At 27.3% G+C, this 16,553-nt stretch carries 16 protein-coding genes; 15 read left to right on the top strand and 1 reads right to left on the bottom strand.

Going from position 1 to position 16,553, the window contains the following annotated elements; genetic code table 11:
- Positions 1 to 49 precede the first annotated feature (49 nt).
- The 5 genes from ACTG45_RS19490 (at position 50) to ACTG45_RS19470 (ending at position 6,837) form a co-directional block, all read left to right on the top strand.
- Positions 50 to 1,897, top strand: coding sequence for a glycerophosphoryl diester phosphodiesterase membrane domain-containing protein (locus ACTG45_RS19490; protein WP_479919616.1), 1,848 nt, complete (start codon positions 50 to 52; stop codon positions 1,895 to 1,897).
- A 71-nt stretch (positions 1,898 to 1,968) separates the two neighbouring features.
- On the top strand, positions 1,969 to 2,877 hold the full coding sequence (locus tag ACTG45_RS19485; protein WP_021386557.1) for a DUF2268 domain-containing putative Zn-dependent protease: 909 nt from the start codon (positions 1,969 to 1,971) through the stop codon (positions 2,875 to 2,877).
- Positions 2,878 to 3,359: 482 nt separating this feature from the next.
- Positions 3,360 to 4,778, top strand: a complete 1,419-nt coding sequence (locus tag ACTG45_RS19480) for a potassium/proton antiporter (RefSeq protein ID WP_479919615.1) — start codon at positions 3,360 to 3,362, stop codon at positions 4,776 to 4,778.
- Between the two features lie 75 nt (positions 4,779 to 4,853).
- Positions 4,854 to 5,666, top strand: a complete 813-nt coding sequence (locus ACTG45_RS19475; RefSeq protein ID WP_021386542.1) for a MerR family transcriptional regulator — start codon at positions 4,854 to 4,856, stop codon at positions 5,664 to 5,666.
- 553 nt (positions 5,667 to 6,219) lie between these two features.
- Positions 6,220 to 6,837, top strand: coding sequence for a DUF488 domain-containing protein (locus ACTG45_RS19470; protein WP_021386531.1), 618 nt, complete (start codon positions 6,220 to 6,222; stop codon positions 6,835 to 6,837).
- 149 nt (positions 6,838 to 6,986) lie between these two features.
- On the opposite strand, the gene ACTG45_RS19465 is transcribed toward ACTG45_RS19470, so the two are convergent.
- Positions 6,987 to 7,439, bottom strand: coding sequence for a staygreen family protein (locus ACTG45_RS19465; RefSeq protein WP_021386525.1), 453 nt, complete (start codon positions 7,437 to 7,439; stop codon positions 6,987 to 6,989).
- A 460-nt stretch (positions 7,440 to 7,899) separates the two neighbouring features.
- Between ACTG45_RS19465 and ACTG45_RS19460 the strand changes: the two genes are divergently transcribed.
- From ACTG45_RS19460 to ACTG45_RS19415, 10 genes are all read left to right on the top strand, one after another.
- On the top strand, positions 7,900 to 9,258 hold the full coding sequence (locus tag ACTG45_RS19460; protein ID WP_021386539.1) for an MATE family efflux transporter: 1,359 nt from the start codon (positions 7,900 to 7,902) through the stop codon (positions 9,256 to 9,258).
- Positions 9,259 to 9,528: 270 nt separating this feature from the next.
- Positions 9,529 to 9,909, top strand: a complete 381-nt coding sequence (locus tag ACTG45_RS19455) for a VOC family protein (protein WP_021386535.1) — start codon at positions 9,529 to 9,531, stop codon at positions 9,907 to 9,909.
- A gap of 124 nt (positions 9,910 to 10,033) precedes the next feature.
- Positions 10,034 to 10,234 (top strand): hypothetical protein, encoded by a 201-nt coding sequence (locus ACTG45_RS19450; protein WP_479919614.1) that lies wholly within the window; start codon positions 10,034 to 10,036, stop codon positions 10,232 to 10,234.
- 197 nt (positions 10,235 to 10,431) lie between these two features.
- Positions 10,432 to 11,160 carry an ATP-binding cassette domain-containing protein gene (locus ACTG45_RS19445; protein ID WP_479919613.1) on the top strand — a complete coding sequence of 243 codons (729 nt, stop codon included), beginning with the start codon at positions 10,432 to 10,434 and terminating at the stop codon, positions 11,158 to 11,160.
- A gap of 21 nt (positions 11,161 to 11,181) precedes the next feature.
- Positions 11,182 to 12,099: a SufB/SufD family protein gene (locus ACTG45_RS19440; protein WP_021386538.1), complete on the top strand. Its 918-nt coding sequence runs from the start codon at positions 11,182 to 11,184 to the stop codon at positions 12,097 to 12,099.
- A 141-nt stretch (positions 12,100 to 12,240) separates the two neighbouring features.
- Positions 12,241 to 13,425, top strand: a complete 1,185-nt coding sequence (locus ACTG45_RS19435) for an amidohydrolase family protein (protein ID WP_021386559.1) — start codon at positions 12,241 to 12,243, stop codon at positions 13,423 to 13,425.
- Positions 13,426 to 13,532: 107 nt separating this feature from the next.
- Positions 13,533 to 13,721 carry a ferredoxin gene (locus ACTG45_RS19430; RefSeq protein WP_003422320.1) on the top strand — a complete coding sequence of 63 codons (189 nt, stop codon included), beginning with the start codon at positions 13,533 to 13,535 and terminating at the stop codon, positions 13,719 to 13,721.
- Between the two features lie 148 nt (positions 13,722 to 13,869).
- Positions 13,870 to 14,520, top strand: coding sequence for an HAD family hydrolase (locus tag ACTG45_RS19425; RefSeq protein WP_021386553.1), 651 nt, complete (start codon positions 13,870 to 13,872; stop codon positions 14,518 to 14,520).
- A gap of 102 nt (positions 14,521 to 14,622) precedes the next feature.
- Positions 14,623 to 15,561 (top strand): SDR family oxidoreductase, encoded by a 939-nt coding sequence (locus tag ACTG45_RS19420; protein ID WP_479917805.1) that lies wholly within the window; start codon positions 14,623 to 14,625, stop codon positions 15,559 to 15,561.
- A 25-nt stretch (positions 15,562 to 15,586) separates the two neighbouring features.
- The gene (locus ACTG45_RS19415; RefSeq protein ID WP_052328895.1) at positions 15,587 to 16,438 is read left to right on the top strand and encodes a metallophosphoesterase; all 852 of its coding nucleotides are present in this window, start codon (positions 15,587 to 15,589) and stop codon (positions 16,436 to 16,438) included.
- The last annotated feature ends 115 nt before the right edge of the window (positions 16,439 to 16,553 follow it).

Genomic DNA, 16,553 nt, shown 5'->3' with positions numbered 1-16,553 from the left:
TTTATGAGGTTTACAGGATAAAATACAATAAAAAGATTAAGGGGACATCATGAATAAGAATATCTTAGATACTTTTGTAAAATTAATAAAATATAACTGGACCACATTAATTACATTTGAACTGTTTCATAAGGGATTGGCTTTGATAATTATATTGCCATCAATTAAATTTGTATTAAGTAGCTCTATGAAAAGTGCAAATATAGTTTATTTAAGCACTGATAATATAGGAAAAATATTAACTAATCCTTTATCAATATTATTAGCCATACTTTCAATTGTGATATTAACATTTTATATGTTTTTTGAATTTACTTCAGTAATTATTTGTTTTGATAAATCAAGAATTTCTGAAAAAATTACATTGTATAAACTTATTAAATTGTCTTTAAAAAAATCTATGAAAATATTGTATCCTAAAAATATATTGTTATTTGTATTTGTGCTACTGATAGTTCCACTTACAAACATAGCCTTAACCTCAGGGTTTATTGGAAAAATAAAGCTTCCAGAATACATATTAGAGTATATAAATTCTAATATAGTTTTAAATATAATTTATATGTTTTTAATTTTAATATTATATATATCAGTTATTAGATGGATTTTTAGTATACATGAAATAACTCTAAATACAGATGCTTTTAAAGAGGCAAGAAATATAAGTAATAACCTTACAAAAGGAAAAGCTATAAAGTTGATTTTTTATTCATTAGGAATATCTTTAATAGTCAGTATTATAGGATATATAATATATCATATTATTGTTATATTGATAGGGATATGGACAAAAAATTATACTGATGCAAATTTTTTGAAAGATATATTTATTAATAGGTGTATATTATTCAATGACTATGCTACATTTATTTCATCAATAGCTATATTTATAATTAGTACAGGTTTTATTTCTACATTTTATTATGAATATAATGATATTAGGATTTATGAAAAAAAATCTGAGAAACAAAAAAACTCAGTAATTCAACTATTAAGAATAACTCTAAAAATATCCATAATTTTATTTATCCTACATATTGAATCTATAGCGTATTCTTTAAATAATGATATTTTATTTAACTCTTCATTTTTTTATAATACAACAGCAACTGCTCATAGAGTTTCTTCATTAATTGCTCCGGAAAATACACTAGCTGCTTTTAAAGAGACTTTTATAACTCAAGCTGAGTATGCCGAAATTGATGTACAAGAAACTAAGGATGGGGAATTGATTTTATTTCATGATTCTAACTTTGAGAGAGTAACTGGTGTAAATAGAAATGTTTGGGAAGTAAATTATGATGAAATTAAGAACTATGATGCAGGTAGTCACTTTAGTTCAGGTTTTGCAGGTGAAAAAATACCAACTCTTGATGAGGCTATGAAGTATTCGAAAGGGAAAATAAAACTTTTAATAGAAATAAAACTTAATGGTCATGAAAAAACTAATGTAGAAAAAAAGGTTTTAGAATTAATTAAATCAAACAGGTTAGAGAACCAATGTGTTGTAGCATCTATGAATAAAGATGTATTAAAAAATGTCAAAAGATTAAATCCAGATATAATAACATGTTATTTAACTGCGGTTGCATATGGAAATTTTTACAACTGGGATTATGTTGATATATATGGAATAGAGTCTACATTTATAACTGAAAACGTTGTGGATAATATATACCAAAAAGGAAAGCAAGTTTTTGTGTGGACTATCAATAACAGCAAATTAATGAAAAAAATGATTAATTTAAATGTAGATAGTATAATTACTGATAATCCATTTTTATTAGATGATGTAATTTACTGGCAACAGAATGGATTTGTTAATAGAGTATCTTATTACTTGTTTGGTGATGATTCTGACAAAACTATAGACGAAACTATAATTGAAGAAAGCTAGATTATATAAAATGTATATTGACATTGACGCGACATAATTCTATATACTCTATTTTGAAGGAGATGATAAAGATGAACATTATAGAAGTTCGCTCAGATAAGATATACAAGAAGATAATGAATGCACCATTAAACAAGAAAGAAGATATATACAGATATGAACTTATGAAGCCTTTTGAATTTAAGTGGAAGTGCATAAATGTTCCAATGGTTGCTAGACAAGAAGGTGGATATGATGTAATTATGGCAAGTGAAATGATGGGGTTTTTATCACCTAAGGATATTGATGAAAATCAAAAAAATAATATAAATGCACTATCTGATGATAAACTTTGGAACACTTGCAAAGAAACCATAGAAGAGTCTATAAACTCATTTATAAGAGAAGGATACGATTTGAATATTAAGGACTATAAATATTCAATCTTATTGGCTAATCCAAATAGCCCTTATACAATTTTAAGTGATGGATATTGGGGCGATGGTGGAATACCTGGATATATGTTCATATCATTGGTTCCTAATGAATACACAACTAATAGATTACAAGTAGCACTAGCACATGAATGTAATCATAATATCAGATTCCAGTTTATAGATTGGAGTAATAGTATAACATTAGAAGAAATGATGATAAATGAGGGGCTTGCAGAAAATTTTGCGACATGGATGTTTGGCGAGGATATGGTAGGACCTTGGGTTAGTAAAACAGACATCCAGACGTTAAACACATGTATAAAACCAATAATTAAAGATGCTTTAAAAGAGACTGGATTTCAAAACATAACATCCTATCTTTATGGTGATGATATAGCTAAAATGCAAGGATACTTTCCAGTTGGCTTACCTTACTGTGCAGGATATGCTTGTGGATATCATATGATTAAATATTATCTAGAAAAAACAAATAAATCAATAGTAGAAGCTACTTTATTGCCTTATAGTGAGATAATAGAAGGGATAAAAGAATTTTGGGAATAAATATTATGGGTTGCATAATTTGAAAAAAATTATGCAATTTTTCTATTTTTAAGAAAAATAATTTGACAATAATTTGTAACAAATATAAAATAATATATATAAAGAAATATTTCAATGTATGAAATTTTGAAGATTTCATATCTAAAGTATCTAACATTGTATGTTAGTTTCTTATTACTTATCTAAATATTATATATTTCATAGTATATATAAAACTACTATAAGAGCATGAAATATATTAAATAATCAACTGAAAAATGAAATATTAATAAAAAATAATTCAAATTTTGAATATTAAATGAATATAATTAAAATAAATATATAAATTTGAGTAGAATACTCATGTTTTAGTGTATTATTAAATTTTAATTGTACTTTATGCACCACAACTTATAAAACTTATGTCATGTTATATTTGAATAAATAATAAAATTGTAGATATATTTTAATCTACAAAATTTATATGAAATGGAGTTGATGCTATGACAGAATTGATGATTATAAGTGGTTTAGTGCTATTGATTTGTATAACCTCTAGCAAGGTCTTATATAAATTTGGAGTACCAATATTATTAATTTTTATCTTATTAGGGATGTTATTTGGGTCTGATGGTATGGTAGGAATTTATTTTGACAACTATGAATTAACAAAACAATTATGTTCTATAGGACTAATATTTATAATGTTCTTTGGAGGATTTGGAACAAACTGGAATATGGCTAAGCCTGTTGCAATACCTTCTATACTGATGTCATCACTGGGTGTAATAATTACAGCAGGAGTAACAGGTATATTTTGTCATATGGTAGTAGGAACTAGTTTACTTGAAGGCTTATTAATTGGAGCAATTGCAGCTTCAACAGATGCTGCATCTGTGTTTGCCGTGTTGCGTTCTCGAAAACTAAATTTAAAAGGTTCTCTTGCCTCCTTATTGGAAGTCGAAAGTGGAAGTAATGACCCAATAGCGTATATGTTGACACTAATTTTTTTGACATTGATGAATAATTCTGGAGTAGAACTTATTGTGCCAATGGTAATAAAGCAAATATTTTTTGGTTTAGCTATAGGATTTGTACTAGCAAGACTGTCTGTTTATATCTTAAGAAATTCAAACTTCGAGATAGAAGGATTTTATACTATATTTATAACAGCTATTGCAATTCTTTCTTATGCATTTAGTGAGTATCTTGGAGGAAATGGATATTTAAGTGTGTATATTTCAGGTATTATTCTAGGAAACAGTAAGATACCTCATAAAAAAAGTTTGGTTCATTTCTTTGACGGAATCTCATGGATTATGCAAATAATGTTATTCTTTATGTTAGGGTTGTTATCTTTCCCTTCCAAGCTACCAAATGTATTTGGTATAGCAATGGCAATATCTATATTTATGATAGTTATTGCAAGACCATTAGCAACATTTATAGTTCTAGCAAAGTTTAAATTTTCAAATAAAGAAAAATTATTCATATCATGGGTAGGTCTTAGAGGTGCTGCTTCAGTAGTTTTTGCGATTTATGCAGTTACTCAGGGTGTAATCATAGAGAATGACATATTCCATATAATATTTTTTATAGCGTTACTTTCAGTAGGAATACAAGGAACATTAATACCAACTGTAGCTAAAAAGCTCGATTTGGTTGATGATAACACACCAGTATTAAAAACATTTAATGATTATGATGGAGAGATTAGCTCTAAACTTATAGAAGTAAATGTTGATGATAGTAGTAAGTGGGCAAATAAGAGTATAATGGATTCTAATATACCAGAGGATATATTAATAGTTATGATAAAACGAAAGGAACAGGTTTTAGTACCTAAAGGTTCAACTGTTATAAAAACAGGAGATACATTGGTATTAAGTGGAGATAGAATTGAAGAATTAATACAATTATAATTTATTTTGTATTGACTTTAACCTAAGGGGAAGGTTTAAACTTAAATTAATCAAATCTAATGCGCAGGTGATGAGATGTTTTCTATAGGAATGTTTTCTAAAATAAATAAAATAACTACAAAGACATTAAGGTATTATGAAGATATAGGCTTATTAAAGCCAGAATATGTAGATGAGTTTACAAAATATAGGTACTATACAACAGAGCAATTACCTAAATTACATCAGATAATAACTTTAAAACAAATGGGCTTATCATTAGCTGAGATAAAAGAAGCTGTGGAAAATCCTGAAGAGGTTGAAAATATTTTAATGAATAAAGAAAAAGAAATGTTGGATGTAATCAAAAGTGAAGAATATAAACTCATTAAACTGCGTAATTATCTTGTGAATTTGAAAGGAGAAGTCAATATGAATGATGTAATTATTAAGTCTTTACCAAAAGTTAAAATTGCCTCTATGAGAAAGGTATTAAAGGGGTATGATGAACTTTTCAATCTATTTCCAAACGTAATGGCTGAAGAAATGAGAAATACAGGGTGTACATGTGCGGTTCCTGATTATTGTTTCAATATATATCATGATGGTGAATATAGAGAGTCTGATATGGATGTTGAGATGTGTCAAGCTATAAATGATTTAAAGAAAGATACAGATATATTAAAGTTTAAAGAACTAGATGAAGTTGAAAATGCAGTTTGTATATTACACAATGGTTCATATTCAACATTAGGAAAGACTTATGCAGATGCATTTAAATGGATAGAGGACAACAAATATGAAGTAATTGGAAATCCTAGAGAGTCTTATATAGATGGCATATGGAATAAAGAGAATGAGGATGATTGGTTAACAGAAGTTCAGATACCAGTGAAACGAGTTTTATAAGAGGTTAAAATTAATCAAGATAAAGCTATTAAATGGGGCTGTCTCAGAATAGAGATAAGCCTCTTTTTCGTTGTTGAAATGATAAAAATATATTTGATTTAATACAAAAAAGAGTGCCTCATTAACTAAACAGTTCATTTTGAGACACCCTCATTTTTTGAGATTATTTTTTGGTTTATTTTGGGGTTTAGATAAATCTAAAGATAAGCATTTTAAGCAGGAAAATAAAAAATACATACAGAAAGTTATAAGTAAAAAAGAGTGTAAGTATTTAGAACAAATAAATGATATTTTATTTGATTTTGGAGAAATAAGGGTATAATTATTATATAATTGATATTCTTATGAAGCTGGCACTAAGAGAAAGAATATATATCTATATATATGCTTTATTTAGAAATAGCATTAGAAATAAACGATTTATTTAGTAATGTATATACTTGTCAAAATGAAAATATAGAAGTTGTTAAATACATTTGTAACATAGAAGGTTTATATGTAGGATAATCAATTGTATTTCGAATATTGATTTTTAAGAATAGTAGGTGATTATATGGAAATATTTGCGATAGGACATTCAAATTATCCCTTTAGTAAACTTATTGATATGATAAAAAAGTACAATATAAACTGTGTAGTTGATATTAGAGAAACTCCATATTCTAAATATAATATTCAATATAATAAAGAGGCATTTAACGAATCTCTTAGAGAATCTGGATTTGTATATATATACATGGGTAAGGAGTTTGGAGCAAAAAGGACTAACAAAGATGTATATACAGAAGAAGGTTATGCAGATTTTGAAAAGGTAATTGAGGAAGAGATTTTTTTAAAAGGGATAGAAAGATTAAAAAAGGGATGTCAGATGGGATATAAAATAGTTTTATTAGGAGCAATGCAAGAGCCTATACGATGTCATAGAAGCATTTTGCTAGGTAAGGTACTGAATAAAGAAGGTTTTGATGTAAAATATATAATGCATGAGGGACATTTAGCAACTCAAGAAGATATAGAAGAATCATTATTGGATAAGTATTTTAGTGATAGAAAACAACTTAGTATTGATAATTTATTAGGGAATGCGTTGACAAGAGAAGAAATGATACAAGAAGGCTATAAATTAGCAAACAAAGAGATAGGATTTAGAACAGAAAAAATAAGTAAATAGAAATATTAAGTACTAAAAATTATCTTAAATAATAAAATGTGATAAAATTGTAACAGATAAACATGATGTACTGATTAATAATGTTACTATAATTTAATAATATGATTTAGTTTATGATATTGTTTCAAATAGTACATCATGTTGTAATGTTACAAAATAAAATTTCTAATACTGCCATAATCAACAGTTCTATTAAGTGTAGGATGACTGGATATAAATCTAACTGTAATTTTTGAGTTTAATAAACAAGAGTTAGAAATGAAGAATATTCTATCTCCAATTGCAATAGAAGTAATTGCAATTGGAAGAATATTAACAAAAGCATCATATCTATTTCTAGCAATTTCATAAGGGTAGTTTCCAACAAAAACGAATAGATTTAAATCATATATGTCACCAACAACCCAAGCCCATTGACCATAAACTTTATCAATACTTACTGTTCCTAAACCAAGTGTATCGAAGTAGGTTGCTATAGTTAAATAAATATTGCTCATATTTTCTGAGTATGAAACAGTGTATCTTCTAAAACGTATAGGAGCTGTAGCAGAAACAGGATAAACCATATTTACATTTAAATTATTTGCATTCAAATTAACCAAAGTATCACATCCTAAAAATAGTCTATAAAATACAATATTAAATTGAGTCAGTTTTGTTACATTTATATTGTAAGATTTTATATTTTAGCTTATCTTTTATATAAATTGGAGCAATCAAAACATGGATAAATATGGATAAATGTGTGACATGTATTTATTGTGATTATTACACAATAATGATACAATATTAACGAAATATAGCTATCTTTTATAATAGTTAATTATACTAATTGTCTAATTTAAATATATAAATATTTAAATTCTAGTATCCATAAAAAATAATAAACATAAAATAATTATAAAGATGTACTGTGTTCAAATGATATTAAATAAGAATAATATTATTTGGACACAGTATATTATGATGTCAACAATATAATTTTAACTTTAAAAACCAACTTAAAGTTTGATAAGTTAACTAAAATTTAAATTTACATAAATGGGGAAAAGAGGGAGAAGTATGTTTATAAGGAAAAATGTTATAAAATTAGCAATTCCTATAATGATAGAGCAGACATTTGTCATGCTTCTAGGAGTATTTAATACGATGATGGCAGGTCATATTGGAGAAGAGGCTGTATCTGCAGTTGGAATGGTTGACTCAATAAATAATATATTTATATCTGTATTCGCTGCACTATCTGTTGGTGCAACTGTTGTTGTAGCTCAACAGATAGGTAAAAGGGATAGTGAAAAAGTGAATGAAACTATAAAGCAAGCTCTAGTATCTGGAGTAATACTATCATTTACAATAACAATATTAATGTGGGTTTTTAGAACGGGTGTAATCAATTTATTTTATGGTTCAGCAGAAGAATTGGTAAAATCAAATGCAAAATTATACATAGAATTTACATTATTTACGTATCCATTTATTGCAACACAACAAATAGCAAATGGTATTTTAAGAGGATGTGGAGATGTAAAGAAACCTATGTATGTTACTATGTTTATGAATATAGTAAATGTAACATTAGGATATATACTTATATATGGCATTGATTTAAACCCTCTAGGTATAAATCTACAAACACCATCTTATGGAATAACAGGTGCAGCTATGTCTATTGCTATAGCTAGAATAATTGGATGTATAGTTATTATAAGAGCTTTATTTAAAGGAAATGAATTTATATCTATAGGTAAAATATTTCCATTTAAGATTGATATTGAAACTCAAAAATCTATATTTAATATAGGAATACCAGCAGGCGTTGAACAATTACTTTTTAACGCAGGGAAATTAATTGTTCAAGTGTTTATAGTTACTATGGGTACCTCAGCAATTGCATCCAATGCAATAGGAATGTCAATTGCATCTATCATAAATGTAATAGGAAATGCTTTGGCCTTATCTGCAACGACATTGGTAGGTCAGTATATAGGGCGTGGAGATATTAAAGGGGCTAAAAGTACTCTCTTATACCTAACTAAATTTGCAACAATTTGTTTATTTGTAGTAGGAGCTATATTTATACCAATTGCACCTTGGATTTCAAGTATGTATACTCAAAATACTAGTGTAATTGCTGTATCAACACAACTGATTCGAAGTGATTGTTTAGCTATGGTAATATGGCCTATATCATTTGTATTGTCAGCAGGGTTAAAAGGGGCTGGAGATACAAGATATACAATGATGACAGCTATAATAGGCATGTGGATTTTTAGAATTTTTACAGGTTATGTATTGGGAGTTGTGTTAGAATTTGGAGTACTTGGTATTTGGATAGGTATGTACACAGATTGGCTTGTTAGAGGAACGTTATACTGTTTAAGATTAAGAGGAACAAAATGGCTAAAACATAAAATTGCATAGGATATATAAAATCACTTTTAGATATAAAACACTATTTAAGAGTGATTTTTAGTGTACATATTTTCATAATTATAAGTATGATACAGAATGATTAAATCATATAAATAAAGTCTATAATAATATGGGATAAATAAATTACATTATAGTTTAGAATTATATAATATGGGATAAATATTAGAAATATATATCTATAGAAAATAATATATATGGGTATATTATTAAATATAAAAAATATTAGATATTTATTTAATAATAAAGGTGGGTATTGTTATGATAAATAAAATAGGAAAGATAAGCCTCTATGTAAACAATCAAGAGGATGCAAAATTGTTTTGGACAGAAAAATTAAACTTTGTAGTAACTTATGAAAAGGAAATGGGCCCAAATGTGAAATGGTTAGAAATAGCACCAAGCAAAAATGAGTTTACGACATTTGTACTGTATGATAAAAATCTAATGATGAAACAAAATAAAGAGATAGATTTATCTCATCCGTCAATAATTTTAAGTACAAGAGATATTAATGGAACTTATGAACAAATGGCTAATAATGAAGTTGAGGTTGGTGAACTAATGGAAATGCCTTATGGAAGGATGTTTTCATTTAAAGACCAAGATGGAAATGATTATTTGGTTAGAGAGGATAAATAATTTTACAAAGTATTAAATTTACTCTATATCTGATATAATTAGAGACAATAATTATTATAAGTTAGTCTAAGACTAGGTTTATATAATTAAAAATCAATTGTAAATTTTGAGTAGAGGTGATAAAATGTTTAAGAAAATGGCAGTGTTAAAAGATATAGCAACTAAAATAGGACGTAAAAAAGCTTATGAGTTATTAGAAATGGTTGAAGGTAATGATGCTTTTGTAGCTGAGGTAAAGATAAAAAAGAATGGAATAGAATCTAAAAAAGAAGAGATTATGTTAAAAGATAATCAAAAAATAATACTAGAGTATATAGAAAGTTAATTTTTCAAATACATATAACTTTATAATAAGAACTTTTTAAGATGAGTCAGTATAAGACTCATCTTTTTTGTTTTTTAATAAGTCTGTTTTATTATTTAATACATATTTTGTCTCTTTGGAGTTGCTGGTATATAAAAATTACTGATATAATAAAAGAATGGATATCAATGTAATATTTTACAGAAAAGAGGGGTATTATGCTTGAAATAAAAAATCTTTCCTTTAATGTTGAGTCTAACAATGAGGAACTAGGAATAATAAATGATGTTAGCCTTTCATTTGAGAGAGGAAAACTTATTGTTATCACAGGGCCAAATGGTGGAGGAAAATCTACAATTGCTAAACTTATCATGGGAATTGAAAAAGCCACTAGTGGCCAGATAATTTTAGATGGAGAAGATATAACAAATCTTAGTATTACAGAAAGGGCAAAGAAGGGGATAGGATATGCATTTCAACAACCACCAAGAATAAAAGGTATGACAGTTGAAAATCTACTTACACTTGCTCATGGAAAACCATTGTCTACAGATGTATGTTGTCAATATCTTACGGATGTTGGATTGTGTTCAAAAGACTATTTAAACCGTGAAGTTGATAACTCTCTCTCTGGAGGAGAAATGAAAAGAATTGAGATAGCAACTCTTTTTGCTAGAGATTTAAAGATTTCTATATTTGATGAACCTGAAGCAGGGATAGACCTTTGGAGTTTTGGAAAGCTTAATGAAAGTTTTAAGAAAATCCACGAAGAGTCTGACCAGACTATAATCATAATTTCTCACCAAGAAAGAATATTAGAGTTAGCTGATGAAATAATCGTTTTACAAGATGGTTCAGTAAAAAGCCATGGAACAAAAGATGCTATATTACCTGAAATCATGTGCCAAGTTAATTCAAGTTGTGAATTAATGAAAGATATGAATTAATTAGAAAGGAAGGCAAATTAAATGAATAAAACAGATTTAAATCTTTTAGAAAAAGTTGCTGAACTTCGTGGAACTCCATTAGGAGCATACAATATACGTAAAAATGGGCAAGGAATAGAGAGACATTCAACTGAAAATGTAACTATAGTTCCTAAAAAGGATAAACCTGGAATTGATATTATAGTAAAGCCAAATACAAAAGGCGAAAATGTCCATATACCAGTAATAGTAACAGAAGCTGGTGTACAGGATATGGTTTATAATGATTTTGAAATTGGAGAAAATGCAGATGTTGTTATAATTGCTGGATGTGGAATACATAATTGTGGTTGCGATGATAGTGAACATAATGGAATACATAGATTTTTCTTACGTAAAGGAGCTCGCTTAAAATATGTAGAAAAACATTATGGTGAAGGTGATGGAGAAGGAAAGAAAATTTTAAATCCAGTTACTATTGTTAATATGGATGAAGATTCATATTGTGAGATGGAAACAATTCAAATTAAGGGTGTAGATTCGACTAAAAGGGAAATGGATGCAAACCTAGGTAAAGGAGCTAAAATAGTAGTATTTGAAAAATTATTGACTCATGGAAATCAAGTTGCTGAGTCTAATATGAAGGTTGTATTAGAGGGAGAAAATTCCTCTGCTCAAGTAATTTCTCGTACAGTTGGGCAAGATAATTCTAAACAAAAATTCAATCCTTGTGTTATTGGGGATTCTCTTTGTTCTGCACATGTTCAATGTGACTCAATAATCATGGGAAATTCTCAAATTAGTGCCATACCTGAGATTGCTGCAAATCATCCAGATGCTCTCTTAGTACACGAGGCGGCTATTGGAAAAATTGCAGGAGACCAAATACTAAAGATGATGACATTAGGTCTTACTGAAGAAGAAGCTGAACAACAAATACTTAATTGTTTCTTAAAGTAAATTGAAGTTTTTATTTAATTTAACATAATGAATATAGTATAATATAATGAATAAGTCTAAATTATTTCTATTTTTAGACTTATTTTCTTTATGTAAGAAAAACTATTAGAGAAATTATACTGTAATTAGGATGTGGAATAAATGAAAAATTTACTTATAAGAAATGGGACAATAATATCTCCAAAAGATGGTATCAAGTTTGAAAAAAAAGATATCTTGGTTTTGCATGGGAAAATATATGCTATTGGATTGAATCTCAAAGAAAAGATAAGAAAAGAGAAATTACTTACAAATAAAGAATTTGAGATAATAAATGCTGATAATATGTATATTTCTCCTGGATTTATAGATGTTCACACCCATTGTTATAAGAGAAAATTACCTACAGGTATGGACTCTGATTCAATTGGAATTGAAAAAGGTTCAACAGTCATATTTGATGCAGGTACAGCAGGTCCTTTAAATTACTATGATTTTAAGAAAAAGTATATGGATGAGTGTAAAACTGAAGTGTATTCATTTCTAAACGTAACAAATGAGGGACTAAATATATTGAACGAATCAACCTCTTTAGATGTTATAAACTTTGATAATGTTGAGTCTATTGTAGAAAGAAATATGGAAAAGATAAAAGGGATAAAAGTAAAAGCAAGTAGGTTTCAATCTAATGAAAATGGGATAGATATAGTTAAAAAATCAAAGCAAGTTGCTAAAAAATTAAATTTACCATTAGTGGTATATATAGGTGAGCATCCATCATATATAGATGAAGTAATGAATATTTTGGGAAAAGGAGATGTGGTTACACCTGTATATGGAAATAGCACACATGGAATATTTAATGAATTTGGCACACTGAGAGAGTCAGTAATAAATGCAAAGAATCGAGGCGTACTATTTGACGTGTGCCATGGATTAGACCAGTTTGATTTTAAAGTTTTTAAAAAAGCAGTAAATCAAGGATTAGAACCAGATTTAATAAGCACTGATATGCATATAAAAAATATGAAAGACATAAATTATTCTCTTTTAAATGTTATAAATAAAATTATGGAACTTGGAATATCTTTAGAAAAATGTATAGAAAAAGTAACTGAATATCCAACAAAGATTTTCGATTTACATGGAAGTAAAGGTAGAATAAAGGTTGGTGGAGAAGGTGATTTTACTATATTTACAATGGAAAAGGGCAACGATATTATAAAAGACTATAATGATAATGAACTCACTTTAAATAGAAAGTTAAGTTTACAATATACCGTAAAATCATGGATGAAAAGTAGCGAAGTTTATAGACATGGATATGAAGATACTATAATAAACTGAGCAATAGTGATAAAATAATAAATATATGTTTAAATTGGCATATATTGGATAAATATCTTAAGGAAACAATAATTAAAAAATGATAATTTTAGGGGAGGTATTTTAGTATGAAAGCATTTGTTGATAAGGATGTATGTGTAGCTTGTGGAGCGTGTATAGGAACATGTCCAGACGTTTTTAGTATGAGTGATGAAGGACATTCAGTTGCAATTGAAGGAGAAATACCAGCAGATTTACAAGATTTATGTAAAGAAGCAGAAGAAGGATGTCCAGTTTCAGCTATAACAGTTAAATAGAGCTATTCAAATTTATTTTAAAACTAAATATGTAAGATTTAATTGTTATTTAAGCTATAGTATTAGAAAATTCTATTACTATAGCTTTTTAAAATATATAAATATAAAATATAAGATATTACTTTTTATAAATATGGAGGATTTAAATATGAAAAAAAACTATGAAATAGTATTGTTTGATTTGGATGGAACGCTTACAGATCCTAAAGAAGGAATAACAAAGTCTATTCAATATTCTTTGGATAGTTTTGGTATAAAAGAAGATTTAGATAACTTGGAACAATTTATAGGACCACCCTTATATGATACTTTTAAAGAATATTATAAATTTGAGGATGAAAAAGCTAAAAAAGCTGTTGAAAAATATAGAGAATATTTTTCAGATAAAGGAATATTTGAAAATAAAATTTACAAGAATGTAAAAGAAATATTAGAAATGTTATATAAAAAGGGTAAAATATTATTAGTAGCTACTTCTAAACCAACAGTTTTTGCAGAAACTATACTTAAATATTTTGAGATAGATAGATATTTCAAATATATAGCAGGTAGTAATCTTGATGGGACAAGAGTAAATAAAAATGAAGTTATACAATATGTATTAGACTTATGTAATGTGGAAGATAAAGATAAAGTTATCATGGTTGGAGATAGAAAATATGATGTAATTGGTGCAAAAAAAATAGGCATAGATTCTATTGGAGTGTTGTATGGATATGGTTCGTTTGAAGAGATTAGTGAAAGTGAACCTACTTATATTGTCGAAAGTGTAGATTCTATAAAAGATATTTTGCTATAAACATCTTTTATAAACAAAAATAATACAAAATACTGTAGCATATTTAAAAATATGATATTATAATTAAGGAAGTCATTTAAAAAAGAGGAGGATGCACTTAAAATGAAATCTATTTTAATTATGGGTGGAAGCGACTTCATAGGTTCTGCACTTGCTAAGCGTTTAATTAAATGTGGGTATCAAATTGATATACTTACAAATGGTAAAAAGGAAATAGATTATACAGGTTTTAAAGAACATCTAATTTGTGATAGAAAAGTTCGCAAAGATATGGAAAACATTATCAGGGGAAGAAAGTATGATTACATATATGATATGACGGCATATACAAAAGACGATGTAAGTAATCTTATTGATTTTGTAAGCATAGATAGCCTAAAGAAATATATAGTATTGTCAGCAGGAGCAGTATACAAAGATAGTGGGAGAAATGTTAAAGAAGAAAATGAGAAGGGTGAAAATGAAAACTGGGGAAAATATGGTCTAAATAAAAAAGAAGCAGAGGATTTTGTTATAAGTAGCTCTATACCATATATAATTATTAGACCAACTTATATATATGGCGAAAATAATAATTTATATAGAGAATATTATTTCTTCGAAAAAATAGAAAAAAATGAAAAAATACCAGTGCCAAAAGGAAAACAAGTGAGTAATCAATTTATATATATTGGTGATTTGGTAAAGGTATTAGAAAGTATAATGAAAAATCCTCATGTAAGAGAGGCTTATAACGTAACAAATCCACAGTTAATTTCTTGGGATGAACTTATACATACATGTGGAGAAGTTATTGGTAAAGAACCTATTATAAAGTATGTAGATATGGAAAAAGTGGAGTTTAGAGAAAGAACCTATTTCCCATTTAGAAATATAGACTTCAATCTTGATATAAATAAGCTTATTGAACATGGGCTTTATATACCAAATGTATTATTAAAAGAAGGGCTTACAGCGACATATAAATGGTTTTTAGCTAATAAGCCAAAAATGCATGACAGAAAAATGGACAAAGTTGAATCTGTAATGCAAATAGTTTAAGAAAGTAAATAAGTAGGTAGATGCTTTGAATTTAAAAGTTAAGTCTTTTTTAAAAATTTTTATACTGATAGTTATTTTGATTTTTATATACTCAGTTGCGATAGAACCGAGTCTATTAATTGTGAAAAAATATAGTATAAGTGAAAGTGGAGATTTGGTAAAAAATGATACAGTGAAGCCCAAATCTGAAAGTATAAAAGTAGTTCAAATTACAGATACTCAAATAGGAAGTTTTTACTCAACTAAGAACCTTAAGAAAGTAGCTAATAAGATTAATGCTTTAAATCCAGATATAATAGTATTTACTGGTGATTTAATTGATTATTCCAATAAAAATCCAGATATAGATGAAATTACAACTATTTTATCAAGTATGAATGCTAGGTTGGGAAAATTTTCAGTATTCGGCAATCATGATTATATGTATAAACTTCCTAGGTATTATAGACAGATTATGAAAAATTCCAACTTCAATCTTTTGATAAATGAAAATAAAAAAATAAAATTAGCTGAGGACAAATATATTAACATATTAGGTGTTGATGAAATATTAAATGGAAATCCTAATATAAAATATCTGGAGAATAAAACTGATAAGAAAAATTTTAATTTATTGTTGGCACATGAACCAGATTTAGTTGATATGCTCAGTAAGGATGCGATGAATTTAGTTTTATCTGGGCATAGCCATGGTGGTCAAATAAGAGTACCTTTTAAAGGAGCTCTAGTTACTCCTCCATATGGGAGAAAATATACTAAAGGGTTTTATGAGATAAATGGAAATCATTTATATGTAAGCTCAGGACTTGGAAGTACAAAGCTACCATTTAGATTTCTTAATATACCAGAGATAGTAGAATTTAACATTCTAATTTAATATGAAATATTATTTTATTTATTAGAATATGTAGAAACTGTAAGAATAGATTGAGTTAAGATACAAAATATTCAAGTTATTATAATTAGTGTATTAGATAATATAGATATTATTA

Source organism: Clostridioides sp. LIBA-7602, assembly GCF_056688945.1.
This window is presented reverse-complemented; position numbering and strand designations above follow the sequence as displayed.